Raw genomic sequence first — 26,717 nt, 5'->3', positions numbered from 1 at the left:
CACAGGTATTTTCTCGCAAGAAAGTGTGTTTTTTGCACCCTCAAATTAAAAAAAACTACCAACACCTTTTCAGAATTGTTGTTGGTCGAAATTATGCAAATCTTAACGTTTTAGATTTATAGATTTAACGTATTAATAACCTATTAAAAAAAACTAAAAATTATTAACTAAAAATGAAATTATGATTCAAAACGTATTAAAAGTACTGTTCGTATTTTGCATTTTTTGCTTTCAAAATAGCAATGCTCAAACTACTGTAACAGGAACCGTAACCGATGCCGGTAACGGTTTACCATTGCCAGGTGCTAGTATTCTAGTAAAAGGCACCACCAATGGTGTCTCGACTGATTTTGATGGAAATTATTCTATCGATATTTCTCAAAGTACAGCAACATTAGTTGTATCGTATGTTGGGTATGCTTCAAAAGAAGTAGTTTTTACAGGTCAAACTTCTATTAACGTAATACTTGCAGAAGATGCAGAACAACTTAATGAAATTGTAGTTACAGCATTAGGTATTAAACGTGAGAAAAAATCGTTAACCTATTCAGCCCAAACAGTTTCTACCGAAGAACTTTCAGAAGCAAGATCGCTTAACGTAGCTAACTCATTATCTGGTAAAGTAGCAGGTTTAAACTTCTCTACATCTAGCAGTGGTGTTGGTAGTTCTTCAAGAATTACAATTAGGGGTAACCGTTCGTTAACTGGTAATAACCAACCATTATATGTTATTGATGGCGTACCAATGGACAATACGGTTTCTTCACCTTCTACAGATATTGGTGGGTTTACTACCTTTGATGGTATTTCAAACATAAATCCAGACGATATCGAGTCTTTATCTGTATTAAAAGGTCCTTCAGCTGCTGCTTTATATGGTTCACGTGCAAGTAATGGTGTAATTGTTATTACTACCAAAAAAGGTTCGGCATCAGATAAAGCAAGAATTACAGTTTCTTCTAACTTTACCACATCAAAAGCCTATAACCTACTAAACTTACAAAACGAGTATGGACAAGGTAACACTGGTATATACGACGCTAATAGCAAAACAAGTTGGGGACCTGCTATGGAGGGTCAATCGGTTTCTGCATGGCAACTAGAACACAACCCTAATTATAATGGTCCTGCTACTTATGCTTTTAATGCTCAACCAGATAATGGTATGGATTTTTTCCAATCGGGTTACAACTGGTCACGAGGTATTTCTGCTTCAATGGGTAGCGAAAAAACTCAAGGTTATTTCTCTTATACCAACACAGAAGCTGAGGGTATTGTTGGTGGTAATGAGTTAGACAGACACAACCTAGCATTACGCTTAACAAGTGATTTAACAAATAGATTACATTTAGATGTTAAAACCAACTTTATATCTCAAAAAATTGAAAATGCTATTGGAGCTGGTGAAGGGCAAATTGGTGAAGCTGTTTACACCATGCCAAGAAGTTTACCTTTCAATCAATACAGTGACTATGAATATGTTGATGATTCTGGACAATTACAATACAACTACATTAATGCTAACACTTTAAGCACACTTGGTAACAACCCATTTTGGCTAGCAAATAGAAACTTAAGAACAGATGAAAGAAACAGAATTATAACATTTGCGTCTTTAACTTACGATTTTACAGATGAATTAAGCTTAATGGTTAGAACAGGTTTAGATCAATATACAGATAAAACAAATATTTCTCGTCATGCTGCTGTAGCAATTTTAAATCAAGATTTTGGTTCGTATTCTGAAGCTATTACAGAAGTATCTGAAATAAACTCTGATTTCTTGTTAAGCTATAATAAAGATTTAGGAGATTTTAAATTAAATCTAAATGCAGGTGGTAATGCATTAATTCAAAAAAGAAATGGAATTAGTAGCGGTGGTACTTTAAGTAAAAGAAACTATTTTGCTTTAACCAACTTGCAAACAACAAGTGTAACTCCAGATTATAGTCATAAAAAAATAAATTCACTTTACGGTTCTGCTCAATTAGCTTTTAAAGAATATTTATTTTTTGATGTTACAGCTCGCAACGACTGGTCTTCAACACTTCCTGCTTCAGACAGATCGTATTTTTATCCGTCATTTGGTTTAACAGCTATTGTAACCGATATGTTCGACATTAAATCTGATGCGTTATCCTTCTTGAAATTAAGAGGCTCGTTTGCGCAAGTTGGTAACGACACAGACCCTTACCTTTTAGCAAACCAATTAACCTATTACGGTTTTAATGGAGGTGTCGCACAAACATCAACATTACTAAACAATCCAAATTTAAAACCAGAAATTTCAAGCTCTACAGAATTTGGTTTCGATGCACGTTTTTTAAAAAATAAAATTGGTTTAGATTTTACTTGGTTTAAAACAAACACATCTGATCAAATTTTTACAATTAATGTTCCTGAATCATCAGGATATTCAAGACAAGTTGTTAATGGTGGAGATATCGAAAACACAGGTTTCGAAGTTGTACTTAATGCAAGTATTGTAGAAACTGATAGTTTTTCATGGGATGCTACGGCAAACTTCTCAACTTACGAAACAAAAGTTATCGATATTTTAGAAGGACGTGACCAACTTAATCTTTCTACTGGTTCTGAAAGACTTGCTCAAGCCATTATTACCAAAGGAGGTAATTTTGGAGATTTATATATTCGTGGATTTGCTCGTAATGAAAATGGTGACATTCTTGTTAATGCTGACACTGGTTTACCACAATTTACATCTGGTTTTGATGTACTAGCAGGTAACTTTAACCCTGATTGGACTGCTGGCCTAAATAACCAATTTAAATATAAAGATTTCTCTTTAAGCTTCCTAATAGATTTCCGTATTGGAGGTGAAGTAATCTCATACTCTCAAGCTAGAATGGCTGGTGCTGGTGTTAGCGATATTACACTTGCTGGTAGAGATGGTTTTGTTGTAAATGGAGTTATCGATAATGGCGATGGTACTTACTCGCAGAACACAACCTCTGTAACTGCAGAAACTTACTGGAGCGAAGTAGCTAGTAGAGACCCTAAATCTGCCGAAGACTTTGTTTTCGATGCTACAAACATAAGATTACGTGAATTAATTTTTGGATATTCTGTACCAAATAAATTCTTAAATAAAACACCATTTTCAGGTATTGATTTATCAATAGTAGGTAGAAACTTATTCTTCTTTGTAAATAAAGCTGAGTATTTCGATCCAGAACAAGGTGTTAGTGTTGGTAACCTTCAAGGTATCGAATCTTTTAACATTCCATCTACTAGAGATTTCGGATTCAATGTTAAATTAAACTTTTAAAAAATAAACTATGAAAAATTACATCATTAAAATTTTTGCAATCGCATCACTATTACATGTAACAGGTTGTACATCAGATTTTGACGAAGTTAATACCAATCCTAATACATTAACTTCTGATCAATTAGACGAAACACTTGCTGGACCAACATTTGCCAATGCTCTTTACAAAGGAACTGGTAATGCCTCTTGGAGTTTACCTGGAGACGATTATGGTACTTACGGTTTAGCTACTGCATTACACTCAATGGTATTTGCTCATTATATGACACCAGGCTGGGCGGCAGAAACCGATGCTAACGGTATTAACGACGGTTGGAGAAGTAGAGGTTGGTTACGTTTTTATACGCTTGCAGTACCTTCACTTTTAAACACCTACAGCGCAACAGAAGGAAATGCTGAAGCTACAGCTATTTTAGACATTTGGAAAGTATATATGTTTCATCGTTTTACAGACCACTGGGGACCAATACCTTACACCGAAGCTGGTATTGGAGGTTCTAGTGTACCTTATGATGCTCAAGAAGATATATATGCCGATTTTTTTAATCTTCTAGAAAATGCCAATGCAACATTAAGTGCTTCAAGCGATAGTAGTGTTGGTGTATTTAGAGATTATGATGCTATTTATAGTGGCGATGTTGAAAAATGGAGAAAATTTGGAAACTCTTTACGTTTGCGTTTAGCATTAAGAATTTCAGATGTAGATCCTTCGTCTGCAAAAACGCATGCAGAGGCTGCTGTAGCTGCTGGTGTAATGACAACAAATGATGATAGTGCTATTTACGAAGTTACACCTGATACCTATAATAACTTTGTTGATATTATGAAATATTGGGGCTTTTACATGACTGCTGATATGGAAAGTATTTTAAAAGGATATAACGACCCAAGAATGGCTATTTGGTTTGGTAAAGTATCTGATGAAGATTCTCCTTACTACGAAGACTATGTTGGTTTACCTAACGGCGGAGGCGCTTTGTTAGACAGAACAGCTAGCAATTTAAGTTTAACGAACCAAGAAACAACATTTGCCGAAGCTACAACAAAAGATATTGAAATTATGGTAGCTTCTGAAACTAACTTCAACAAAGCCGAAGGAGCTTTAAAAGGCTGGAATATGTCTGGAAATGCACAATCATTTTACGAAGAAGGTATACGCTTATCGTTAGAGCAATGGAATGTTGATGCCGATGCTATTGCTCCATACCTATCAGGAACAACAACTGCAGTAGTACCTACTTTTGGTGATTTGTATGCAGACTCTACTCCTCCTGTTGATGTTCCTGTAGCTTGGGCTTCAACTGAATCCGATCAATTAAAACAAATTGCAGTACAGAAATTTTTAGGTTTATACCCAGAATCTTGGGAAGCATGGGCTGATTTACGTAGAACTGATGCCGATATTTTATACCCACTAATTACAACTCTAAATGCTTCGATAGGTACTGGTGTTATGAAACGTATTACTTACTTACCAAACGAGTATAGTACAAACGGTAATGCTGTGAACGAAGCTACTTCTTTATTAGGAGGTGCTGACAATGGTAACACAAACCTATGGTGGGACGTTAACTAATAATATTCACTAACCATTTCATTTTATAAATAAAAAAGGAGAGATTTAAAACAACTCTCCTTTTTTTAATCATAAAAATTAAACACCAAAACCTTAAATAGCAGGCTAATACATTTTCTTATGTCTAATCAAAATAACAACAACACACTTATCCCCATTTTTATTATAGCGGGACTATTTTTTATCTTCGGATTTGTTACTTGGATTAACGGTGCACTCATTCCGTTTATGAAAGCTATTAACGAGCTTACCTCAGCACAATCACTACTGGTTGCTTCGGCGTCTTACATTTCGTTTGTGGTAATGGCTATTCCATCATCTAAAATATTAAGTAAGGTAGGTTACAAAAAAGGTATGTCTTTAGGATTATTCATCATGGGTATTGGTGCCCTAGTTTTTATTCCTGCCGCCGAAGCCAGAACCTATTGGATGTTCTTAACAGGTATTTTTATTCAAGGTGCAGGCATGACCTTGCTTCAAACTGCTTCCAACCCATACATAACTATTTTAGGTCCCATTGAAAGCGCTGCGAAACGTATTTCTATTATGGGTATTGCCAATAAAGTGGCTGGGGCTTTGGGGTCTTTAATTTTTGGAGCGCTTTTACTATCTGGAATCGACGAAATTAATGCTAAACTAAACACGGTTTCAGATTCAGAAAAACAAACCCTGTTAAACACCATGGCAGACAGTGTAGTTACGCCTTATATTGTTATGGCCTTAATATTATTCATTTTAGGTATTTTAATACGAAAAGCGCCTCTTCCAGACGTTGAAGCAACCTCAACCGATGATTCTGCCGATGGAAAAACCTCAAAAACCTCAATATTTCAATTTCCCCATTTATGGTTAGGTGTTATCACCCTGTTCTTATACGTTGGTGTTGAAGTTATTGCCGGCGATACCATTATTGCATACGGTATTTCTTTAGGTTTTCCTGCGGCCGATGCTAAATTTTTTACCACGTTTACCCTAATGGCTATGGTGGCGACTTATATTTTAGGTGCGATACTTATTCCTAAATACATATCCCAAACGCTTGCTTTAAAAGCTAGTGCTATTTTAGGAGTAATCTTCTCGCTTTGTATTGTATTTACAACCGGATTTACTTCTGTTGCTTTTGTAGCTGCTTTAGGAGTTTCGAACGCTTTAGTATGGCCTGCAATGTGGCCTTTAGCATTAAATGGCCTTGGAAAATTTACTAAAACAGGTTCGGCTTTATTAATCATGGGCATTTCTGGTGGTGCTATTATTCCGCCGTTATACGGAAAATTGGCCGATACACAGAAAGCGACTTATCTAGCCGAAGGTGTTGCAGAATCAGTAGCTACAGCAAATTCAGCTACTTATGGTTATTGGGTTTTACTGCCTTGTTATTTAGCTATTTTTTATTACGCAGTTCATGGTCATAAACTAAGTACAAATAAATTTAAATAATATTCTATGGCTTTTTCATTGAAATATATTTCTCTTTTACTGATAATTACAATTGTTTCCTGTGATAAAGAGGGTGAAAATCCAAAAATTAGCAGTATTCAAAAATCTTTTGTTTTCACAAAAAAACCAACCAACAATTGCCATGCGGCAACCTTAATAGAGACAAAGCCTAATAATTTATTGGCGGCTTGGTTTGGCGGAACTTATGAAGGCGCCAAAGATGTCGGTATTTATACATCTTTCTTTAAGGATGATTCGTGGTCTACTCCGAAGTGCTTGATAGAACCTCTAATAAAAGAAAAGGATACCTTGCCCTGTTGGAACCCGGTTTTGTTTAAAAGTAAGAGTAATAACGTGTACCTGTTTTATAAGGTTGGTAAAAACCCAAGAGAATGGTTTGGAGCAATGATCGTTTCAAAAGATGATGGGGAGACTTGGAGTGATCCAGAATATCTGCCTGAAGGAATTTTAGGTCCTATTAAAAATAAGCCTATAGAGATATCTCCTGGGATACTTTTATGCGGTAGCAGTAAAGAAAATATAAAAAATAATGAATGGCGTGTGCACATAGAAAAGTATTACGAAAGAAATAAAAAATGGCAAAAGATACCCATTGAAAATAAAAAGAATTTTGATATAATTCAACCTACATTTTTAGAGCATTCTGGTATTTTGCTCCAGATACTTTGTAGAAGCAAACATGGCAAAATAGTAAGTTCTTGGTCTGATGATTCTGGAAATACTTGGAGGCGTACAGATACAATAGATATTATTAATTCAAATTCTGGAATTGATGCTTTAACTTTAGGGAAGAAATCTTTTTTAGTTGTTAATAATCCATTGTCACCAGGAAATGATTGGTATAATGGGCGTAATGTTTTAGACGTTGAACACTCTAATGATGGATTGAAATGGAAAAATATTTTAACTCTTGAAAAGAAGGAAACGGGGCAGTTTAGTTATCCTGCCATAATCCAAACTAAAGATGAAAAAGTACATGTTTTATATACTTATAACAGGGAATATATTAAACATGTTTCATTCAAATTTAGGGATTAGTATGTTGTTTTTTAGTTGTGTAAAATGCTGATATAAAAATAATTAAGTTGGGTAAGTTGGCTCCTGTTACCATTGCTCTCATCAAAATCTGTGTAATTAGGCTTGCAGTACTGGAAGCCTCTGTTGGAATGATGAATGAGCTTTTGATTGGGGTATTTCCTGTTTTTAATGCCATATCGAGCGCATCTGTGCAAAGCGATGTTCTCATATGATTTCTAGCTTGTAGCCCATAATTTTCTAAGAATAGGCATCAGCAACCAAAGCTAGATAGTAGTGTCCTTTTTCAGTTTTAATGTAGGTTATGTCTCAGACCCACAGCTGTTCAGGTCGGGTATGAAGGTGGTCTTGGACTAGGTTTTTATATTTTTTATACAGCTTTGAATAAATTTGATAAGTGAATTTCATAAACTCAATTGGTAGAGTGTCCTATTTAAAATTTTGTTTTTAAATAACTAAAAATAAGTGATTTGGGTTTTATTTCAGAATCCTGTCATCCCGACATAAAAAAAAGCCTGAAAGTTTATATTTTCAGGCTTTTTTTATTTCAAAAAGTTATTACTAATCTTCGTTCGAAGGTTTTCCAATGGTTGCTAAAATACCACCATCAACATAAATGACTTGTCCGTTAACAAAGTCGCTTGCTTTCGAGCTTAAAAATATAGCAGCACCTTGTAAATCGTCAGGATCTCCCCAACGCGCAGCAGGTGTTCTATTCACAATAAATTCGTTAAAAGGATGACCATCAACCCGAATAGGAGCGGTTTGGCTTGTAGCAAAATAACCTGGGCCAATACCATTAGTTTGTATGTTGTGTTTTGCCCACTCCGTAGCCATATTTTGAGTAAGCATTTTTAGGCCACCTTTTGCAGCAGCGTAAGCACCAACGGTATTTCTGCCTAACTCACTCATCATTGAGCAAATGTTAATAATTTTACCTTCCTTACGCTTAATCATGCCTTTTACAACGTGTTTCGACATAATAAACGGACTTACTAAATCTACTTTAATAACAGCTTCGAAATCTTCAACTTCCATTTCTTCTAGTGGCGTTCTTTTAATAATTCCAGCGTTATTCACTAAAATATCAATATTACCAACTTCCTTTTCAATAGCGGCTATATTCTCTATTACTAAAGCTTCATTTGTAACATCAAATAAATAACCGTGAGCTGTAATACCAAGTGATTTATAGTAATCAACAGCCTTGTCTAGTTTATCTTGCGATGAAGCACCATTAATAACTAGTGTAGCTCCAGCTTTACCTAAACCTGTAGCCATGGCTTGTCCTAAACCATGCGTGCCACCTGTTACTAGCGCTACTTTTCCTGTTAAATCGAATAAATTTATAGACATGGTGTTATTTATTTTAATTCGTTAATTTTACAATGATCCATATCGCCATAATCTAAATTTTCACCAGCCATTCCCCAAATAAAGGTATAATTACTAGTACCAGAACCAGAGTGAATAGACCATGCTGGAGAAATTACAGCTTGGTTATTTTGCATCCAGATATGACGTGTTTCTTGTGGTTGCCCCATAAAGTGACACACCGCTTGGTCTTCAGGTACATCAAAATAAAAATAAACTTCCATTCTACGGTCGTGTACGTGCGCAGGCATAGTATTCCAAACGCTACCAGATTTAAGCTCGGTCATTCCCATTTGTAATTGGCAAACATCAACAACACTATTTACAATATATTTACGAAGCGTTCTTGCGTTTGCAGTTTCTGGTGCTCCAAGTTGAACAACTTCAACATCGTTAATACCTATTTTTTTAATAGGATAGGCTTTGTGAGCTGGTGTAGAGTTTATGTAAAACATAGCAGGTTCGCTTTCAGATTTACTTGTAAAGCTAACCGCTTTGTTACCTTGGCCAACGTATAAGGCTTCTCTGTTATCTAGGTCGTAGGCTGTTCCATCTACGGTAACAGTACCAGAACCACCAATATTTATAATTCCTAACTCGCGTCTTTCAAGAAAATATTCTGCCTTTAAAGGATCGATAGTTTCAAGTTTTAATTCAGATTTAACGGGTACAGCACTTCCTGAAATAAAACGATCGAAATGCGAATACACCAAATTTAATTCATCTGGACGCATTAAATTATCAATTAAAAACTCGTCTCTTAATCGTGTTGTATCGTAAGATTTAACGTCTTGAGGCGACGATGCATACCTTACTTCATAGTTGTTTTTCATTTTATTTAGTTTTAATAAATTTTCTAATTAGTAAAAACATTGTAAATATACTAAAATTTGCTAATATACAATCGATTGGATTTTATATATTTGTAAAAAATAAGCTAAATTTTTCAATCTACTAATTGAATAGTAAACCTACCATACACGATATTGCCAAAGCATTAGGCATAGATAGCTCTACGGTTTCTAGAGCTTTAAATGATAGCCCAAGAGTAAGCCAAAAAACCAAGAAAAAAATAATAGCAAAGGCGCAAGAACTTGGTTATCAGCGAAATTTATTGGCTTCAAATTTGCGAAAAAATGTTAGCCGAACCATTGGGGTGGTTGTTCCTAGAATTTCGCGATATTTTTTCTCGTCTGCCATTCAAGGTATTGAAGAAGCCGCATATTTGGCTGGTTATAACGTTATTATTTGTCAGTCGTTAGAAGAGTTGGAACGAGAGCAGAAAATTGTAGAAGGTTTAATAGCAAACCGTGTTGACGGATTACTCATTTCCATATCTATGGAAACCTTAAATTACAATCATTTACAAGCGGTTATAAATAGCGATATTCCACTCGTTTTTTTCGATCGATACTGTAATTTGCAAGGTTGTAGTAATGTATTAATTGATGATTTTAACTGTGGGTTTAATGCTACCGAACATTTAATACAACAAGGTTGTAAAAACATTGTTCATTTTTCTGGACCGCAGTATTTAAAAATATACGAAAACCGTCTTGAAGGTTACAAAGCTGCATTAAAAAAATATGAGGTAACATTTCAGCATATTATAAGTTCAAAACTTATGGAAGTTGATGGTTACAATAGTATGATATCTGCTTTAGAAGCGCATCCAAATATTGATGGTGTGTTTTCTGCAAACGATGTTGCTGCCGTAGGAGCCATGACGTATCTTAAAGCACAGCAAATTAAAATTCCAGACGATGTGGCTATAGTTGGTTTTAGTAACGAACCTATTTCTAGAGTTATTGAACCAGCTTTAACAACCATCGATCAATCTGGGTTAAAAATAGGCGAAAAAGCAACAGCCTTATTGTTAAATTATATTGCAAATAAAGAAGCTTCAAACGAAACGCAAACTGTTATGGTCGATTCAAATTTAGTAATTCGATCGTCTTCTAAAAAAATGATTTAAAAGTTAAGCGGAAGTGTTTTCGGACTAAATAAATATCTCAGGCTATGAAATTACATTTATTAGATAGAAGTAGCTTAAACAACAGTTCGTTTAGAGCCCGAATTAACGAATATCCTAATTTTTTAAAGGTATGGCATTATCACCCCGAAATGGAATTGGTAGTTGTTTTAAAAAGTGAAGGCACTTGTTTTGTTGGCGATAAAATTGAAAAATTTCAGCCTAAAGATGTCGTTTTATTAGGCGAAAACCTGCCGCATATGTGGCAAAACGATGCCAAGTATTTTAAACCAGAATCTACATTAACAGCAAAAGCGATTGCTGTACATTTTAGAAAAGATTTTTTGGGTCAATACTTTTTTGAAACCCCAGAAATGATTCATCTTTTAGAATTATTTGATCGCTCTAAGTTCGGTCTAAAATTTATAAATGTTTCTGAAGCATTAATCAATGACATTACTAATTTGTTAGAGTTAGAAGGCTTCGAAAAAACCATTACACTACTGCATATTTTAAACAAACTGGCTAAACATAAACAAGCTATAAAATTGGCAAGTCAAGGTTATGTAAGCGCTTTTAATGTTGCTAAAGGCGAGGTTTTATATAACGTACAAGCCTATATATTTAAAAACTTTAATAAAGATATTACCTTAGTTGATGTTGCTAAAATTGCCAATATGAACAGTTCGGCATTCAGCAGATATTTTAAACGTGTTAATCGTAAAACATTTTCAAAATATCTTACCGAAATTAGGGTAGGTTATGCCTGCAAGATGCTTTTAGAACATAAATACAATATCGCTGCGGTTTGCTATGAGTCTGGTTTTAAAAATATATCGAATTTTAATAGACAATTTAAAACCGTAATGGACTGTACTCCAACCCAATTTAAGGCGAATTACAAAACAGAATCGTCAATTGAGTGATTTGCGATTTTTGCGCCAAAAAATTCATTTTGTTTCATTTAAGCAAAAAAAGTATCAGTATTTATCAAATTATAGTTAGATATGTTGTTTGTTACAGTGTAATATTGCCTCAATAAACAATTAAATTAAATACGACCCAGAACAATTTATACTTCTCGGTTTTTATAAATACCAACTAATTACATGTCAAAATTTAGTTTAAAAAATAAAGTTGCCATAGTAACTGGCGGCGGTAGTGGTATAGGAAAAGCTATATCGTTAACATTTGCTCAACAAGGCGCGCAGGTGCATATTTTAGATTTTAATTTAGAAGCAGCTCAAGAAACTGTTAAAGAAATTGAAGTGACTCAAGGCAGTGCTCAAGCTCATAAATGCGATGTAGCCAATAAAGCAAATGTAGATAGCATTATAAAAACTATTACCCAAAACGGCAACATCGATATTTTAATAAATAATGCAGGAATAGCCCATGTTGGCAATATTGAAGCTTGCGAAGAAGAAGATTTAGATCGTTTGTATAACGTTAACATTAAAGGCGTTTACAACTGTATAAAATCCTGTTTACCAGCTTTAAAAAAATCGGGGAACGGGGTTATTTTAAACTTAGCCTCAATAGCTTCAACTGTTGGTATTAACGACAGGTTTGCCTATTCCATGACCAAAGGAGCGGTTTTAACGATTACTTATTCGGTTGCAAAAGATTATTTAAAAGATGGCATTCGTTGTAATTGTATTGCGCCAGGTCGGGTACATACGCCTTTTGTTGATGGGTTTATCAAGAAAAATTATCCAGGAAAGGAAAGCGAAATGTTTGAAAAATTATCGCAAACACAGCCTATTGGTCGTATGGGGAAACCTCAAGAAATGGCCGATTTGGTGTTGTTTTTATGTTCAGATGAAGCTGGATTTATAACAGGGTCAAACTACGCCATCGATGGTGGTTTTGTGACCTTAAACGGAAATTAATAAAAATACTCAATAAAAATATTTAAAAATGAAACTAATAAGATTTGGAGCTGTAGGAGAAGAAAAACCTGGGGTTCAATTAGCTAACGGAACAAAAATAGATGTCTCTGGTTTTGGACAAGATTACAATGAAGATTTTTTTGGAAATGAAGGCATAGAAAAATTAGAAAAATGGCTAGAAACTAACCAAGCTAGTTGTCCTGAGATTGATGATAGTGTACGTCTTGGTGTGCCATTAACGCGACCATCAAAAATTGTGTGTGTGGGCTTAAATTATGCGCAACATGCAGCCGAAGCAGGCATGGATATTCCTAAAGAGCCTGTATTGTTTTTTAAATCTACCACTGCACTAGTTGGGCCCAATGATGATGTTGTCATCCCTAAAAACAGTGAGAAATCCGATTGGGAAGTTGAGCTTGCCATAGTTATTGGTAAAAGAGCTTCGTATGTTGAGGAAGCCGATGCGTTTGATCATATTGCTGGCTATGTGTTGCATAACGATGTTAGCGAACGTGCTTTTCAAATTGAAAAATCTGGACAATGGTGTAAAGGTAAAGGTTGCGATACATTCGCACCAGTAGGTCCTTTCATTGCGACAAAAGATGAAATTAAAGATCCAAATAATTTAAACCTATGGTTAAAATTAAATGGCGAAGTGATGCAAAATAGCACCACATCCGATTTCATTTTTAATGTACAACACGTGGTAAGCCATATCAGTCAGTTTATGACGCTTTTACCAGGAGATATTATTTCTACAGGTACGCCGTTTGGAGTTGGTTTAGGTTTAAAACCGCCAATGTATTTAAAGGAAGGAGACGTTATGGAGCTTGGTATTGAAGGCTTAGGCGTCTCAAAACAACAGGTTAAAGCCTATAAAAAGTAAAGTTTATAACTTTCTCTTTTACCAACTAAACTGAACCAACCACCTAAAGACCTAAACTAAATTTTTATGAATACCGTTAAGAAAACACCCGTAGTTTCAAAAAAAGTATTATTTCCATTTATTCTAGTTACCTCACTTTTTGCACTTTGGGGTTTCGCAAATAATGTTACCGATCCTATGGTAAAAGCCTTTAAAAAGGTATTGGAACTTTCAAATGCCCAAGCTTCTATGGTGCAAGTTGCTTTTTATGGGGGCTACTTTTGTATGGCTTTACCGGCAGCTATGTTTATGCGAAAGTACTCGTATAAAGTTGGTATTTTAATAGGTTTAGCGCTATTTGCAACAGGAGCCTTGTTATTTTATCCGGCGGCGCAATCGGAGAGTTTTATGTTCTTCTGTTTAGGGCTTTATGTTTTAACTTTTGGTTTAGCTTTTCTTGAAACGGCAGCAAATCCGTATATCTTGTCAATGGGCGATAAGGAAACTGCAACGCAAAGATTAAACTTGGCACAGGCTTTTAATCCTATTGGTTCCATTTCAGGATTATTTGTTGCTCAGTATTTTGTGTTAAAAAAGTTGCAGTCTGATGATGTTTCAAATTTCGATACGCTCAACGAAGCTTCAAAAACCGCGATTAAAACAGCCGATTTATTAGTAATTAGAAATCCGTACGTAATTTTAGGTGTTGTGCTTATTGCCGTTTTTGTGCTTTTTTTAGTGAGTAAAATGCCGCAAACTAAGGAACAAGGTGCTATCCCAAGTATATCTGAAACTTTTAAAAGTTTAGCTAAAAATAAGAAGTATGTTTTAGGGGTAATTGCCCAAATATTATATGTTGGCGCGCAAATTATGTGTTGGACATACATTTATCAGTATGCTGAGGCTATTCAAATTAACGATGTTACCGCTGGAAATTACCAAATGGCAGCACTCATTTTGTTTATAGTAGGTAGAGCTGTAGGAACGTATTTACTAAGGTTTGTAAGTGCTGGTAAATTACTTATGTATTTTGGTTTATGTGCGCTAGTCCTTGTAGTAATAACTATTTTAGTGCAAAATGTTTACGGCCTGTACGGTTTGGTTGGTGTCTCGTTTTTTATGTCTTTAATGTTTCCTACCATTTACGGAATTGCCTTAGGTGATTTAACCGAAGAACAATCAAAAGTTGGGTCTGCTGGTTTAATTATGGCTATTGTTGGTGGTGCCTTAATGCCGTTTCTTCAAGCCATGATAATTGATGCTGGTGGTAACGGGGTTGCCGATACCTTAATAATGGGCGTTGCCGAGGTGAATTTTTCGTTTATTTTACCACTTGTTTGTTTTGTATATATTGCTTGGTATGGGTTTCATGTGTTTAAAAAGCATGAAAATTTAGACGTATAATTTAAGCAGATTCATTTATGAAAAGACACTGTTTTGCACTCGATTTAAAAGACAATGTAACGTTAATTGAAGCTTATAAGGAGTATCATAAAAATGTATGGCCCGAAATATTAAAAAGTATTAAAGACGCAGGTATTAAGATGCTTGAGATTTATTTAGTAGCCAATCGTTTGTTTATGATTATGGAGGTGAATGATTCGTTTTCGTTTGAAAAGAAGAATGCTATGGATGCGCAAAATCCAAAAGTACAAGAATGGGAAACTTTAATGTGGCAATATCAACAAGCTTTACCTGTTGCTAAACCTGGTGAAAAATGGGTGCTTATGGATAAGATTTTTGAGTTATAGATAAAATAAAAGGCCTCAATATAAAATTGAAGCCTTCTCGTTTTTTTGATTGATTGTTTTTTGTGTTTACTGCTGTTTTATACTGCCTGCAGAACTATCGCTTTTATCTACTGTTTTTGGGTTTCCATAATATTTAACATCGCCACCGCTAGTAGCTTTTGCTATTAAAGTTTCAGTGGTATTTACTGTTATACCAGCACCGCTTGTAGCTTTAACATCACTGCTTTGGGCAACTAAATCGGCAGCTGTAATATCGCTTCCGCTAGTGGCTTCGGCATGTAATTTTAAGGTTTTTCCGCTTAAGCGTAAATCGCTACCACTAGTAGCTTTACAATTTAAGGTTTGGGTGTTAACATCGAGTTTCATGTCGCTACCACTGGTAGATTTTAAACTTAAATCATCAACCGTTATGGTGTTTTTAGAATATACATCGCTACCACTGGTAGAAATAATACTATTTATATTGGTGAAACTTACATTTACTTTTAGTACTGTTGAAAAGCCAATACTTTCTTTACAGTGAATTTTTAAAACACCATCCTCAATGTCGGTTAAAATAAGGTTTTGTAAATTTTCGTCGGCTTCAACCGAAATACTTTCGTTGTTGCTTTGAGTAAGATACACATCTAAACCTTCGGTAGCTTTAATCGTGTTAAAGGTTTCGGTAACAGGTCTGGTGCTAGTTGTAACGTTTCCATTACCGCGTACGCCCATATCGAATCGGCAAGAAAATAGCGAAAGACTTAATATCGCCGCTAAAATAATTTTGATTAGTGTGGTCATGATTTTTAGTGATTTAATTTGATTGATTTCTTTTTTACTTCAGCAAATATCTATTGAAATGATTATCAAAACGAATCATTATAACTCAATTGTAATATTTACATGATGAGTTGTTAGTTTTCAGATTCTATTTCAATGCCATTCGAGCTAATATTGACGCGCACAGATTCTGATTTAGCTTTTACACCATTTTCATCAATTTTTACATTATTTTCATCGGTGTTAATTTCAAGGCTATTGTTATCAATTTTTAATTCTGGTGTATCAATGTCAACTTCAAAATCTTCCTTAGGGCAATCTAAACAAGTAACATCATCGGCATTAATTTGTAAATAATGATTGGTTGATTCGCGCGAAACTAAACTATTGTTGTTTTTGTAATACGATAAAAATTGTTGCGTGCTATTGTTAAAATAAACCGCCATGCCTTCTGGCAAATACAAGTAAATGTCAACCTTTTGATCGCTAAATTTATTGCGAGTATCGGTGGTTAAATAATCGTTTAAAAACAGCGTGTTGTTGTTAAATGTATAGTTGTAGTTTATCTTTTTTGCACGGTTAAGAGCGATTTCAAAGTCGCTACCATCGGCACGTTTTTCTATAACTATTTTGGCAACATCGTCGGTAGTCGATTTTACACGAATATCAATATCGGTCGAGTAAATTATTTTTTCGCCATCTTCGTTATGTCTAATTTTAAAGCCATTATTTCTGTAATAACTGGTATGGAAACTATCGCTACCAGTCATTTTTACCATTAGCGTATCGGTAGCAGTAATAGGTAATTCGGCTTTTTCAACATAACTTTCTTCAAAGGCATGCTCGCTTGCTTGTCTTATTCCAACAACAACTAAAGCAATAACCGATAGTAGCCACAACCCTAATAAGGTGAATTTAGCAACATTACCGATAGATTTTAAATTGGTGATTAAAATTTTTAATCCTAAATAAAACAGGAAGAAAAATGGAATGCCAATTGCAAAAAAGCTAAGTAAGGATACCAGCCAAATTGGGGTGTTCCCAGTATTTGCAATATCTACAAGATCTAAACCAGGAATATGTATAATATCGACTGCGCCTACAGATAATAACCCAATAATTAATGCAATTAACGCTACAGCTCCAATAAAAATTAATAGGATACCCACAAATTTGGCAATGAGCTTAACCATAAACATGATAACATTGCTCAAGGCATCAAAAAAGGTTTGCGACGACGATTTTATGTTGCTCGTTTGCTTTTTAAAATCCGCATTTTTAGCCGCATTCGATACCGAATTGCCCACATTTTTAGCTACTGCACCAACCGATTCGGTTACATTTTTTGCGGCATTACCAACGGTATCAGTTACGTTTTCAAAACCATCTTTAATTTTTTTTTCAATGTTGGTTATGTTAACAGGCTCTCCAGTCATTGTAATTTTTTCGGCGGTGGTTTTAGCTTCAGGAACTAAAATCCAAAGTAAAATATATAGTAAAATACCTGTGCCGAGTCCAAAAATTAAAATAATCCAAGCTAAACGAATCCAAATAGTATCAATGCCAAAATAATGAGCCAAACCAGACGATACACCACCTACATACGAATTGTCGGCATCTCTAAAAAGCTTTTTGCTTTTAGTGGTTTTTTTAGTGTATGTTGTACTTGGTTCGTCTTCAAAAATTTCATCATCAACAATATAATCTTCCGGTTGCCCCATAATGGCAATAACCTCATCTACTTGTTTAATGCCAATAACTTGTTTGTCGTTTTGTACGCGCTCGTTAAAAAGTTCGGCAATGCGTGCTTCAATATCGGCGATAATTTCCGATCGGCCTTGAGAGTCTGTAAACGAACGTTTTATAGCCTCTAAATAGCGTTGTAGTTTTAGGTAAGCGTCTTCATCAATATGAAAAAATATACCTGCTAAATTTATGTTGACTGTTTTATTCATTTTTAGGTGTTTTTTGGGTAGTTACAATGGTTACGGCGTTGTGCAATTCGCTCCAAGTGGTGTTTAATTCTTTTAAAAATAATTTTCCGGTTTCGGTTAAACCGTAGTATTTTCTTGGTGGTCCCGAGGTCGATTCTTCCCAGCGGTAATTTAATAATCCCGCATTTTTTAGGCGTGTAAGTAAAGGGTAAATGGTACCTTCAACTACAAGCAATTTGGCGTTTTTTAGGGTGTCTAAAATTTCTGCAACATAAGCATCTTCGTCTTTTAAAACCGAAAGTATACAGAACTCCAAAACGCCTTTTCGCATTTGTGCTTTAGTGTTTTCTATCTTCATAGTATCATGCGTTTAATGTTTTTAAAACTGTTCATTTTTTGATTGATTGATTGATTGATTGATTTTTTTTGGCGGTTCCCCAAGGGTCGGGCTTTACGCTATATCTTTTTTTTTTCGTGCCTTCAAAAAAAGGATGTCGCTGCAATCCCTAACGCGCTTCATAGTTTTTTTTAAAGCTTTTAGTTAATTATAAGTTGAGTGTCGGCTCTAAAAAAGGTGTGTTACTCACTATTTTAAAAAATTAATAGTAAACGGATATTCATACAACTCGCCATCTCTAGCTTTTAAACTTGCAAGTACAATTAGCACTAGCTCAATTATAAAACCAATAACGGCTAATGCTCCTAAAGCACCGCCAATGTATAACAGCGGTGATGGCTTGCCTATATTTATATGGAAATTGTTAAATCCATTAAAATCTATAAAGTCTATACCATTAAATATTTTGAAAACAAAAAACGGTACAGAAAGTGTTCCTAAAATTACGGCATAAAGCAAAATGCTTATTTGAAAGTTTATAGCTTGTTTGCCATGTTCGTCTATAAATTCACTTTTATCTTTATTTATAGCCCATAATACTATTGGCCCAACAAAATTTCCAAACGGAATTATAAACCTGCTGAAAGTAGATAAGTGAATAAATGTTGCGATGTTTTTTTGATGTGTGTCTAACATGATTTTTGATGATTGATGTAAAACATATAATAGTTTCTTATGCAAATATATGTCTAAAAACAGGTACTTTGTTACGCATAGTACCTAAATTTAACAAAATATTAACAAATTAAAATTTATATCATAAATTTTTAGACTGTTGTTTTATAGGAGGTTAAGTGTTTTTTAAGGGTGTTTAATCGGTAAGCGCATTAATACGAATCCAAAGTTCGTTGTCAAAACTACTAGGGCCAAAAGTACTACTGCCAGCGGCATCGCCAAGTCGAACCACGACTAAGTTTTGGCTTGGTACTACATATAGTTTTTGGTCATCTTTACCTAAACCTGCAACTAAATCGGTAGGTGCATCGGGTATTAACGATCCTGTAAATGTATTTTCGTATTGCGGGATTTTAAAATTGTTTTTTCCGTTTAACCACCATAAATAACCGTAAGCTTGGTTTAAGTTTTGCGATCTTGAGGTCATGGCGTTTAAATAGTTAATATCACTAATAATGGTCGTGTTGTCCCAAACACCTTGGTTTAAATTAAGCAAACCAAAACGTGCCATACTTCGTGCGGTACTAAAGTAGAGGTTAAAACATCCAACAGGAAGCCAAAACCCTTGCATACCTATTTTATTTTTAATTTTTGTGTTAAAATAATTGGTAAAATCGGTCTCTGTGGCGTTGGCTATAATATCTAAATTTAAGCGATAACCAGCATTATGGTAATACCAAAAGGTAGCTGGTTCGTTTTTGTAAAGTAAATCGGTTGAGTTCGTACACGAGTTATCCTCAACGGTGTAATCCATACCCGTTGTCATGGTTAAATGGTGCCAAATGCTAATGTTTTTTTCTTGGGCATCGGTCATGCTCGACCAGTTTTCACCTAAATAAATTTGAGAGCTTTCATTTATATTTAAAAAGCCTTCTTCTTGCGCAATGCCCATAGTGTATGCTACAAGCGTTTTTCCGGCCGAATTCCAAGTGTGGTTTTTGTCTTTATTAAAATCTTCACTATACCATTCTAATGCTATTTTACCATCTTTTAAAATAATAAAGGCTTTAGAGTTTCTAGTTTCAACAAAGTCTAAAAGTGGCTGTAATTCGTTTTCGTTCCAGTTTAATTCATTTAAAGTGTAATTTTCCCAGTCGTCGCTGTTAGTGGGAGGAAAGTATAATTGGGTTTCGGGTAATTGTTCTGGTGCATCGTTTGTTGGGCTTGAACAGCTAAAAAATAGGCCTATAAAACATATAAAAATTGAAAGTCGAAAAACAGGTGTCATAGCATTAAGTTTATTTTTTTTAGACTTTTAAAAATTTAAAAGGTTTATTGGTTTTTAGATTTACTCCAGTGATTTTCGACAAGATTTAGTTTGTAAACATAAAATATTAAAAAGTATAGGGATAAGATGTAGAAAATACGATTGAATAAATATAACGTGTCCGATTGCAGCCCGTAAGCCATAACGTTCAATATGTCCGAAACAATATATAACACCACAAAATGGGTAAAATACGTGGATACATCCGATTTGTTAAGGCTTAATTTAAAGGTTAGTATCGCTAAAATAATATGCATGCCACCCATGGTATATATGCCTAACGAACTGTAGTTTTGAGGGCCTGAATAATAGTCTACCAAATCACTTATAGAGCTTAGTATGTATAAATTTATAAGTACTAAAACGCTTATAACTATATAAAAATCGGCGGTTTTAAATTTAACCTTTTTCTGTTTCGGGAATATGTGAATGATAAAAAAGATATTAGCAAGTATTCTAAAAATATGTAAAATTAGTCGGTAAAAGCCATCATCATAAGCCATAATGAAGTAGGAGCTACATAACAGAAAAAAGAAGCCAAATTTTAATAAATTTATCTTTTTTGCATAAGCTAAAAAAATTACAAACAGTAGTGTTGTGGCCAAATTATGGCATAAGGCCATTTGTACCCTGTTAAAGAAAAAACAGGCTATTCCATTTAGTGCGATTAAAAAAATAGTTGTTGCAAATATTTTTTTATTGAATAGAAACATTGCTAGTAGGTTGAATAGGAATTGCAAATATAGAAAAAAGCCTACTTTAAACCTGTCTTGATAGCTTTTATCCTGAAAATCATTTGTTTTGTGGGGTTTTTGTTAGTGTTTTTTCTTTCTTACAATGTAGTTATGCGAATTTAACTAGTAGGAAAACTTGAAAATATAAAATTTTGATTTGTTCAAAGATATTTTACTCTGAAAATCATTTTTTATCTTTGCACACTTAATTTTTTGCTATGCGAACGAAAACTCTAAAAAAAAATAAAATAAACGTGATTACCCTTGGGTGTAGTAAAAACGTTTACGACAGTGAGGTGCTTATGGGGCAGCTTAAAGCTAGTGGTAAAGATGTGGTACACGAAAAAGAAGGAAACATTGTGGTAATTAACACTTGTGGTTTTATAAATAATGCCAAAGAAGAAAGTGTAAATACCATTTTAGAGTATATGCAAAAAAAGGAATCGGGCGATGTAGATAAAGTTTTTGTAACTGGATGTCTTTCTGAGCGTTATAAACCCGATTTACAAAAAGAAATACCAGATGTAGATCAATATTTTGGTACTACCGAATTACCAGGTTTATTAAAAGCGCTTGGTGCCGATTATAAGCACGAACTTATAGGTGAACGCTTAACTACTACGCCAAAAAATTATGCGTATTTAAAAATTGCAGAAGGTTGCGATCGCCCGTGCAGTTTTTGTGCCATTCCATTAATGCGCGGTAAGCACCGAAGTACGCCAATTGAAGATTTGGTTACTGAAGCTGAAAAACTGGCCGCCAACGGTGTTAAAGAACTTATTTTAATTGCTCAAGATTTAACTTATTACGGGCTCGATTTATACAAAAAAAGAAACCTTGCTGAATTACTTGAAGCTTTAGTAAAAGTTGATGGTATCGATTGGATTCGTTTACATTATGCATTTCCAACAGGCTTCCCAATGGATGTGTTAGATGTTATGAAGCGCGAAGCTAAGGTTTGTAATTATCTCGATATTCCGTTACAGCATATTGCCGATAGTATTTTAAAAAGTATGCGTCGTGGTACAACTCAAGCCAAAACCACAAAGCTTTTACAGGAGTTTAGAGCAACGGTGCCAGATATAACTATTCGTACTACTTTAATAGTAGGTTATCCTGGTGAAACCGAGGAGGATTTTCAAACACTAAAGCAATGGATTAAAGATATGCGCTTTGAGCGTTTAGGGTGTTTTACCTATTCGCACGAAGAAAATACGCATGCCTATAATTTAGAAGATGATGTGCCTGAAGAAGTGAAAATAGATCGTGCTAATCAAATTATGGAAATTCAGTCGCAAATTTCATGGGAACTTAATCAAGCTAAAATTGGGGAGGAATTTAAAGTGATTATTGATAGAAAAGAAGGAAATTATTTTGTGGGTAGAACCGAATTTGATTCGCCCGATGTAGATAATGAAGTTTTAATTGATTCCACCAAGACCTATTTAAAAACTGGTGAATTTGTAAATGTAACCATTACTGAAGCTGAAGATTTCGATTTGTATGCCGAGGTTGTAACTAGCTAAGAAAAGGTTGTTGTATTCTTAAACTATGAGTTTCAATTCGTCTTCAGAATTTATAAAATCACTTTCGGTTGATGTATTTCCTGTTTTGGGAAAATCTATTAGTAAAGTCGATTTTGTAGCTATCGATTTATCCGAAACCAATGAAGATTTAAATAAGGTTGATGTTTCTTCGTCGCAAAAACTTTCAGAATTTGTAGATGCTCATATTAAAAATAATCAAGCAAAAGTGGCTTATGGCGGTTATTTGGAGGTTAGAAATATTTATAAACGTAGCAATCATTTTAATAAACAAGCACAAACCGAACGTAACATTCATATCGGTTTAGATTTGTGGTGCGATGCCCAAACAACCATTTTTGCACCTTTAGATGCTGAGGTACATAGTTTTAAAAATAATACCAATTTTGGTGATTACGGACCAACCATAATTTTAAAGCACCAATATGGCGAAGAGGTGTTTTATACACTTTATGGGCATTTAAGTTTGCAATCGATTAAAAACTTACAAGTAGGGCAAACAATTGCAAAAGGAGCTCCCGTGGCAACTTTGGGTGATGCCAGCGTAAATGGCGATTATCCGCCGCATTTACACTTTCAAATTATAAAAGATTTACAAGGAAATTTAGGTGATTATCCAGGAGTTTGCAGTAAAACAGATGTTGCATTTTATAAAACCAATTGCCCCAATCCTGAGTTGTTGTTAGGTTTGTAAAATGTATGCTTTTTGTTGTGTGGTAGAATTATGTTTATTCGTTACCGTGAAGTTGCATATTTTCGTTTAACCCTTCAATGTAGTTTAAAACCTCGTCTTGTCCAATATTTTTAGTCGATGAGGTTACAAAATAATTCGGCATAGCTTCCCAGGTTTCAAGCATGATATTTTTGTAATCATTTATATGATTTTCAATAGCTTTAGGTTTAAGTTTATCGGCTTTTGTGAAAATAATTGAAAACGGAATGCCATTTTCGCCCAACCATTGCATAAATTCTAAATCTATGGGTTGTGGGGTATGGCGAATATCAACTAAAACAAAAGCGGTAACCAATTGCTCGCGAAAACTAAAATATTGCGTTATAAACTTTTGAAAAACCTTTTTTTCGCTCTTAGAAACTCTGGCGTAACCATAACCTGGTAAATCTACCAAGTGCCAGTTTTTGTTTATTAAAAAATGATTAATAAGTTGTGTTTTTCCTGGCTTTCCCGAAGTTTTTGCTAAATTTTTTCGGTTGGTAAGCATGTTTATAAGCGACGATTTTCCAACATTACTACGCCCAATAAAGGCGTATTCGGGTAATCTGCTTTTTGGGCATTTTGCCACATCAGAATTACTTACTACAAATTCGGCATATTTTATAACCATGGCATTTTTTCCGCGAAAGCGATATATTATAAATTAAGATGCGGTTTATATAGAATATTTTTAATTAAAACCCTCGTTTTTGTAACCAAGTATCTAAAATGCTGTTAAACTCGTTGGGGTGTTCCATCATAGCTGCATGCCCGCATTTGTCAATCCAAAATAGTTCAGAATCAGGTAGTAAATCGTTAAATTCTTCGGCTACTTCTGGTGGTGTTACGTTATCATTTTTACCCCAAATAATACAAGTTGGCACGTGCATATGTGGTAAATCTTTGGCCATATTATGGCGTATGGCACTTTTGGCAATGGCAAGTGTTTTAACCAGTTTGTTACGGTCGTTTACTGTAGCGTAAACTTCGTCTACAATCTCTTTTGTAGCGACTTCTGGGTCGTAAAACACGTCCTGTGCTTTTTTCTTAATGACTTCATAATCACTACGTTTTGTGTAGCCACTGCCCATGGCACTTTCATAAAGTCCAGAACTGCCAGTTATTATTAATGCTTTTACGCTTTCTGGAAAAAGTTTGGTATGGTATAAACCAATGTGCCCGCCAAGGGAATTTCCTAGTAAAATAACTTCTTTAAGATCTTTAAATTCAATAAAATCATGTAAATACTTGGCAAAACTTTTTACGTTCGTTTTAAGTAAAGACATGGTGTAAATAGGAAGTTCGGGAATAATTATTTTGTAATCTTTCTTGCTAAAAAATTCCGATACAGCACTAAAATTACTCAATCCTCCCATCAGGCCGTGCAAAACAATAATTGGTGTACCTTTTCCTTCTTCAAAGTAACTGTAAATGCCTTCTTTTTTTAATCTGTGCGCCATTAATTAGTTCGTCATTGCTTTAAAAACAAATATAGGTATTTCATTCTTATTTCCTATTAATATCACTTTTATCGCTAAAAAAAAATGAAAACCTAAATGTTGATAACTCTGTGCTGTATTATGGGGTGGAGTGTTGTTTGGTAAAACCTTTTAAATAAAGGGGTTTTGGGGTTTTTTAACTGGAAAAGCGCTTTAGAATAGCAAAATTTATCAACAAAGTGGTATAAAGTGGTAAAATGTGGTAATATTTTCAATATCTTTGAATTGTAAACGTTATAGCTATAAAATTTCATATTGGATTTAATCACAGGAACATACGATTGTAAGGTTGATGCAAAAGGCAGGTTAATGATGCCGGCTGCCATCAAAAAGCAATTATCTGCTGTGTTGCAGGATGGTTTTGTGTTGCGTCGCTCGGTGTTTCAAAAGTGTTTGGAATTGTATCCAATGAGCGAGTGGCAAGCTTTAATGCAAAAAATGAATAAGCTTAATAAGTTTAAAAAGAAGAATAACGATTTTATAAGACGTTTTACTGCGGGTGCAAAAATTGTAGAAGTGGATGTGAGTGGGCGATTGCTAATTCCAAAAGATTTAACGGTTTTTGCGAGTATTTCAAAAGATATTGTGGTGGCTTCGGCTATTAATATTATTGAAATTTGGGATAAAGATTTGTATGAACAAGCCATAGATGATGCAGCTTTAGATTTTGCAGATTTAGCTGAAGAGGTTATGGGGCAAGATGATGATGACTATGGAATATCATAACCCAGTATTGTTAAAAGAAACGGTTGATGGTTTAAATATTAAGCCTAACGGTGTGTATGTGGATGTAACTTTTGGTGGTGGCGGCCACAGCAAAGAAATTTTAAAACGACTTGGGGAAGACGGAAAACTCTTTGCTTTCGATCAAGATAAGGATGCGCTCGAAAATGCGCTTGATGATGATCGATTTACATTAATACATGAAAATTTTAGGTTCATAAAACGGTTTTTAAGGTTTTATGGCGTAAAGCAGGTTGATGGGGTTTTGGCAGATTTTGGTGTGTCGTCGCATCAGTTTGATGTTGCAGAGCGTGGTTTTTCAACACGATTCGAAGCGAAACTTGATATGCGAATGAATCAAGAAGATTCGTTGTCGGCGTTTCATGTGGTTAATGAATATAGTGAGGAGCAACTTAGGCAAGTGTTATTGCAATACGGTGAATTAAGGCCGGCTCCTGCAATGGCGCGATTAATCGTTGAGTTTCGAAAAGCCGAACCAATTGTTACAAGTGAGCAGTTAAAGCAAGTGCTTAAAAAGTTTTTGCCACCAAGACACGAAAATAAGGTGTTGGCTCAAATTTATCAGGCTATCCGTATTGAGGTGAATCAGGAAATAGAAGTGTTGAAAGAGTTTTTGTTGCAAACACCAGAGCTGCTAAAGGAGAATGGACGGTTGAGTTTTATTTCTTATCACTCTTTGGAAGATCGATTGGTGAAGCGTTTTATTAGAAACGGCATGTTTGAAGGTGAGCCAGAGCGCGATATGTTTGGGAATTTTGAGGTGCCCTTAAAAAAAGTAGGAGGCTTAATTGTGCCAACAAAAGAAGAGATTAAAATTAATAATAGAGCGCGAAGTGCGAAGTTGCGAATTGCTGAAAAAGTGTAAATGAAGAAAAACATTTATAACATATTAAAAGGAACCTTTTTAGTAAGTGATGATGCTTTTAAAAACTGGCGTTTCATTTTGTTTGTGTCCTTTTTGGCAATAGTAATGATTGCGAGTTCGCATAGCGCGGATAAAAAAGTGTACGAAATTGCAAGAATGAAGGAGCAGGTTAAGGAGCTTAGGTCGGAGTTTGTTGATGGGCGTTCTAGGTTAATGAAAATAAAAATGGAATCTTCGGTAGTGGAGATTATGAATAAAAAGGGTTTGGCGGTTTCTGTAATTCCGCCAAAAAAAATAATAGTAAAAGCACAAGAGTAATTAAGTGGCGGTAAACGAAAAAAACATATTAAACCGATTGTACTTTGTGGC

Annotated in this window: 26 protein-coding genes; 15 read left to right on the top strand and 11 right to left on the bottom strand. The window is 34.7% G+C overall.

Annotation, left to right across the window (positions count from 1 at the left end):
• The first annotated feature begins 181 nt into the window (after nucleotides 1-181).
• From PK35_RS16135 to PK35_RS16120, 4 genes are all read left to right on the top strand, one after another.
• Nucleotides 182-3,289: a SusC/RagA family TonB-linked outer membrane protein gene (locus tag PK35_RS16135; RefSeq protein WP_044627616.1), complete on the top strand. Its 3,108-nt coding sequence runs from the start codon at nucleotides 182-184 to the stop codon at nucleotides 3,287-3,289.
• Between the two features lie 10 nt (nucleotides 3,290-3,299).
• Nucleotides 3,300-4,868, top strand: a complete 1,569-nt coding sequence (locus tag PK35_RS16130; protein WP_044627615.1) for a SusD/RagB family nutrient-binding outer membrane lipoprotein — start codon at nucleotides 3,300-3,302, stop codon at nucleotides 4,866-4,868.
• Nucleotides 4,869-4,988: 120 nt separating this feature from the next.
• Nucleotides 4,989-6,305 (top strand): sugar MFS transporter, encoded by a 1,317-nt coding sequence (locus PK35_RS16125; RefSeq protein ID WP_044627614.1) that lies wholly within the window; start codon nucleotides 4,989-4,991, stop codon nucleotides 6,303-6,305.
• Nucleotides 6,306-6,311: 6 nt separating this feature from the next.
• Complete coding sequence (locus PK35_RS16120) at nucleotides 6,312-7,364, top strand: sialidase family protein (protein WP_044627613.1); 1,053 nt, start codon at nucleotides 6,312-6,314, stop codon at nucleotides 7,362-7,364.
• Here PK35_RS16120 and PK35_RS17565 read toward each other — a convergent pair.
• From PK35_RS17565 to kduI, 3 genes are all read right to left on the bottom strand, one after another.
• The gene (locus PK35_RS17565; RefSeq protein WP_131474430.1) at nucleotides 7,354-7,572 is read right to left on the bottom strand and encodes a hypothetical protein; all 219 of its coding nucleotides are present in this window, start codon (nucleotides 7,570-7,572) and stop codon (nucleotides 7,354-7,356) included. The two genes, PK35_RS16120 and PK35_RS17565, sit on opposite strands and share 11 nt — an antisense overlap.
• A gap of 350 nt (nucleotides 7,573-7,922) precedes the next feature.
• A complete protein-coding gene (locus PK35_RS16115; protein ID WP_044627612.1) occupies nucleotides 7,923-8,717 on the bottom strand; it encodes a gluconate 5-dehydrogenase in 795 nt (264 codons plus the stop codon).
• 8 nt (nucleotides 8,718-8,725) lie between these two features.
• Nucleotides 8,726-9,568 carry a 5-dehydro-4-deoxy-D-glucuronate isomerase gene (gene kduI / locus PK35_RS16110; RefSeq protein WP_044627611.1) on the bottom strand — a complete coding sequence of 281 codons (843 nt, stop codon included), beginning with the start codon at nucleotides 9,566-9,568 and terminating at the stop codon, nucleotides 8,726-8,728.
• A gap of 125 nt (nucleotides 9,569-9,693) precedes the next feature.
• Here kduI and PK35_RS16105 point away from each other — a divergent pair, with 125 nt between their 5' ends.
• The 6 genes from PK35_RS16105 (at nucleotide 9,694) to PK35_RS16080 (ending at nucleotide 15,215) form a co-directional block, all read left to right on the top strand.
• Entirely contained in the window at nucleotides 9,694-10,710 is a 1,017-nt protein-coding gene (locus tag PK35_RS16105; RefSeq protein WP_044627610.1) for a LacI family DNA-binding transcriptional regulator, read from the top strand.
• Nucleotides 10,711-10,754: 44 nt separating this feature from the next.
• Nucleotides 10,755-11,633 carry an AraC family transcriptional regulator gene (locus tag PK35_RS16100; protein ID WP_044627609.1) on the top strand — a complete coding sequence of 293 codons (879 nt, stop codon included), beginning with the start codon at nucleotides 10,755-10,757 and terminating at the stop codon, nucleotides 11,631-11,633.
• Nucleotides 11,634-11,816: 183 nt separating this feature from the next.
• Nucleotides 11,817-12,599, top strand: coding sequence for an SDR family NAD(P)-dependent oxidoreductase (locus tag PK35_RS16095; protein ID WP_044627608.1), 783 nt, complete (start codon nucleotides 11,817-11,819; stop codon nucleotides 12,597-12,599).
• Nucleotides 12,600-12,627: 28 nt separating this feature from the next.
• Complete coding sequence (locus tag PK35_RS16090; RefSeq protein ID WP_044627607.1) at nucleotides 12,628-13,485, top strand: fumarylacetoacetate hydrolase family protein; 858 nt, start codon at nucleotides 12,628-12,630, stop codon at nucleotides 13,483-13,485.
• Nucleotides 13,486-13,551: 66 nt separating this feature from the next.
• Nucleotides 13,552-14,868 carry an L-fucose:H+ symporter permease gene (fucP, locus tag PK35_RS16085; RefSeq protein WP_044627606.1) on the top strand — a complete coding sequence of 439 codons (1,317 nt, stop codon included), beginning with the start codon at nucleotides 13,552-13,554 and terminating at the stop codon, nucleotides 14,866-14,868.
• 17 nt (nucleotides 14,869-14,885) lie between these two features.
• Complete coding sequence (locus tag PK35_RS16080; protein WP_044627605.1) at nucleotides 14,886-15,215, top strand: L-rhamnose mutarotase; 330 nt, start codon at nucleotides 14,886-14,888, stop codon at nucleotides 15,213-15,215.
• A gap of 66 nt (nucleotides 15,216-15,281) precedes the next feature.
• Here PK35_RS16080 and PK35_RS16075 read toward each other — a convergent pair whose 3' ends face one another.
• The 6 genes from PK35_RS16075 to PK35_RS17635 all read right to left on the bottom strand — a co-directional run bounded on the left by PK35_RS16075 (nucleotide 15,282) and on the right by PK35_RS17635 (nucleotide 20,873).
• A complete protein-coding gene (locus PK35_RS16075) occupies nucleotides 15,282-15,998 on the bottom strand; it encodes a head GIN domain-containing protein (protein ID WP_044627604.1) in 717 nt (238 codons plus the stop codon).
• Nucleotides 15,999-16,111: 113 nt separating this feature from the next.
• Nucleotides 16,112-17,932, bottom strand: coding sequence for a PspC domain-containing protein (locus PK35_RS16070; RefSeq protein WP_044627603.1), 1,821 nt, complete (start codon nucleotides 17,930-17,932; stop codon nucleotides 16,112-16,114).
• On the bottom strand, nucleotides 17,925-18,269 hold the full coding sequence (locus PK35_RS16065) for a PadR family transcriptional regulator (protein ID WP_044627602.1): 345 nt from the start codon (nucleotides 18,267-18,269) through the stop codon (nucleotides 17,925-17,927). Before PK35_RS16065 ends, PK35_RS16070 begins: the two co-directional genes overlap by 8 nt.
• 228 nt (nucleotides 18,270-18,497) lie before the next feature.
• A complete protein-coding gene (locus tag PK35_RS16060) occupies nucleotides 18,498-18,944 on the bottom strand; it encodes a DUF4870 domain-containing protein (RefSeq protein ID WP_044627601.1) in 447 nt (148 codons plus the stop codon).
• A gap of 175 nt (nucleotides 18,945-19,119) precedes the next feature.
• Nucleotides 19,120-20,211 (bottom strand): serine hydrolase domain-containing protein, encoded by a 1,092-nt coding sequence (locus PK35_RS16055; protein ID WP_044627600.1) that lies wholly within the window; start codon nucleotides 20,209-20,211, stop codon nucleotides 19,120-19,122.
• Nucleotides 20,212-20,255: 44 nt separating this feature from the next.
• The gene (locus PK35_RS17635) at nucleotides 20,256-20,873 is read right to left on the bottom strand and encodes a hypothetical protein (protein WP_157841074.1); all 618 of its coding nucleotides are present in this window, start codon (nucleotides 20,871-20,873) and stop codon (nucleotides 20,256-20,258) included.
• 329 nt (nucleotides 20,874-21,202) lie between these two features.
• On the opposite strand from PK35_RS17635, the gene rimO reads away from it, so the two are divergent.
• Both rimO and PK35_RS16040 read left to right on the top strand, forming a co-directional pair.
• Nucleotides 21,203-22,510 (top strand): 30S ribosomal protein S12 methylthiotransferase RimO, encoded by a 1,308-nt coding sequence (gene rimO / locus PK35_RS16045; protein ID WP_044627598.1) that lies wholly within the window; start codon nucleotides 21,203-21,205, stop codon nucleotides 22,508-22,510.
• A gap of 25 nt (nucleotides 22,511-22,535) precedes the next feature.
• Nucleotides 22,536-23,222 carry a peptidoglycan DD-metalloendopeptidase family protein gene (locus PK35_RS16040; protein ID WP_044627597.1) on the top strand — a complete coding sequence of 229 codons (687 nt, stop codon included), beginning with the start codon at nucleotides 22,536-22,538 and terminating at the stop codon, nucleotides 23,220-23,222.
• A 34-nt stretch (nucleotides 23,223-23,256) separates the two neighbouring features.
• On the opposite strand, the gene yihA is transcribed toward PK35_RS16040, so the two are convergent.
• Nucleotides 23,257-23,871 (bottom strand): ribosome biogenesis GTP-binding protein YihA/YsxC, encoded by a 615-nt coding sequence (gene yihA, locus PK35_RS16035; RefSeq protein WP_044627596.1) that lies wholly within the window; start codon nucleotides 23,869-23,871, stop codon nucleotides 23,257-23,259.
• Nucleotides 23,872-23,935: 64 nt separating this feature from the next.
• Nucleotides 23,936-24,700 (bottom strand): alpha/beta fold hydrolase, encoded by a 765-nt coding sequence (locus PK35_RS16030; RefSeq protein ID WP_044627595.1) that lies wholly within the window; start codon nucleotides 24,698-24,700, stop codon nucleotides 23,936-23,938.
• Between the two features lie 294 nt (nucleotides 24,701-24,994).
• On the opposite strand from PK35_RS16030, the gene mraZ reads away from it, so the two are divergent.
• The 3 genes from mraZ to PK35_RS16015 are packed head-to-tail and all read left to right on the top strand — an operon-like array spanning nucleotide 24,995 to nucleotide 26,666.
• Nucleotides 24,995-25,465, top strand: a complete 471-nt coding sequence (mraZ, locus tag PK35_RS16025; protein ID WP_044627594.1) for a division/cell wall cluster transcriptional repressor MraZ — start codon at nucleotides 24,995-24,997, stop codon at nucleotides 25,463-25,465.
• Complete coding sequence (gene rsmH / locus PK35_RS16020) at nucleotides 25,452-26,348, top strand: 16S rRNA (cytosine(1402)-N(4))-methyltransferase RsmH (RefSeq protein WP_044627593.1); 897 nt, start codon at nucleotides 25,452-25,454, stop codon at nucleotides 26,346-26,348. The genes mraZ and rsmH overlap by 14 nt, the downstream gene beginning before the upstream one ends.
• Nucleotides 26,349-26,666, top strand: a complete 318-nt coding sequence (locus PK35_RS16015) for an FtsL-like putative cell division protein (protein ID WP_044627592.1) — start codon at nucleotides 26,349-26,351, stop codon at nucleotides 26,664-26,666.
• Nucleotides 26,667-26,717 lie beyond the last annotated feature (51 nt).

Source organism: Neotamlana nanhaiensis, from assembly GCF_000943555.1.
Lineage (GTDB): Bacteria > Bacteroidota > Bacteroidia > Flavobacteriales > Flavobacteriaceae > Neotamlana > Neotamlana nanhaiensis.
The sequence above is the reverse complement of the archived record's forward strand: the minus strand, read 5'-3'. Positions and strand labels throughout refer to the sequence as shown.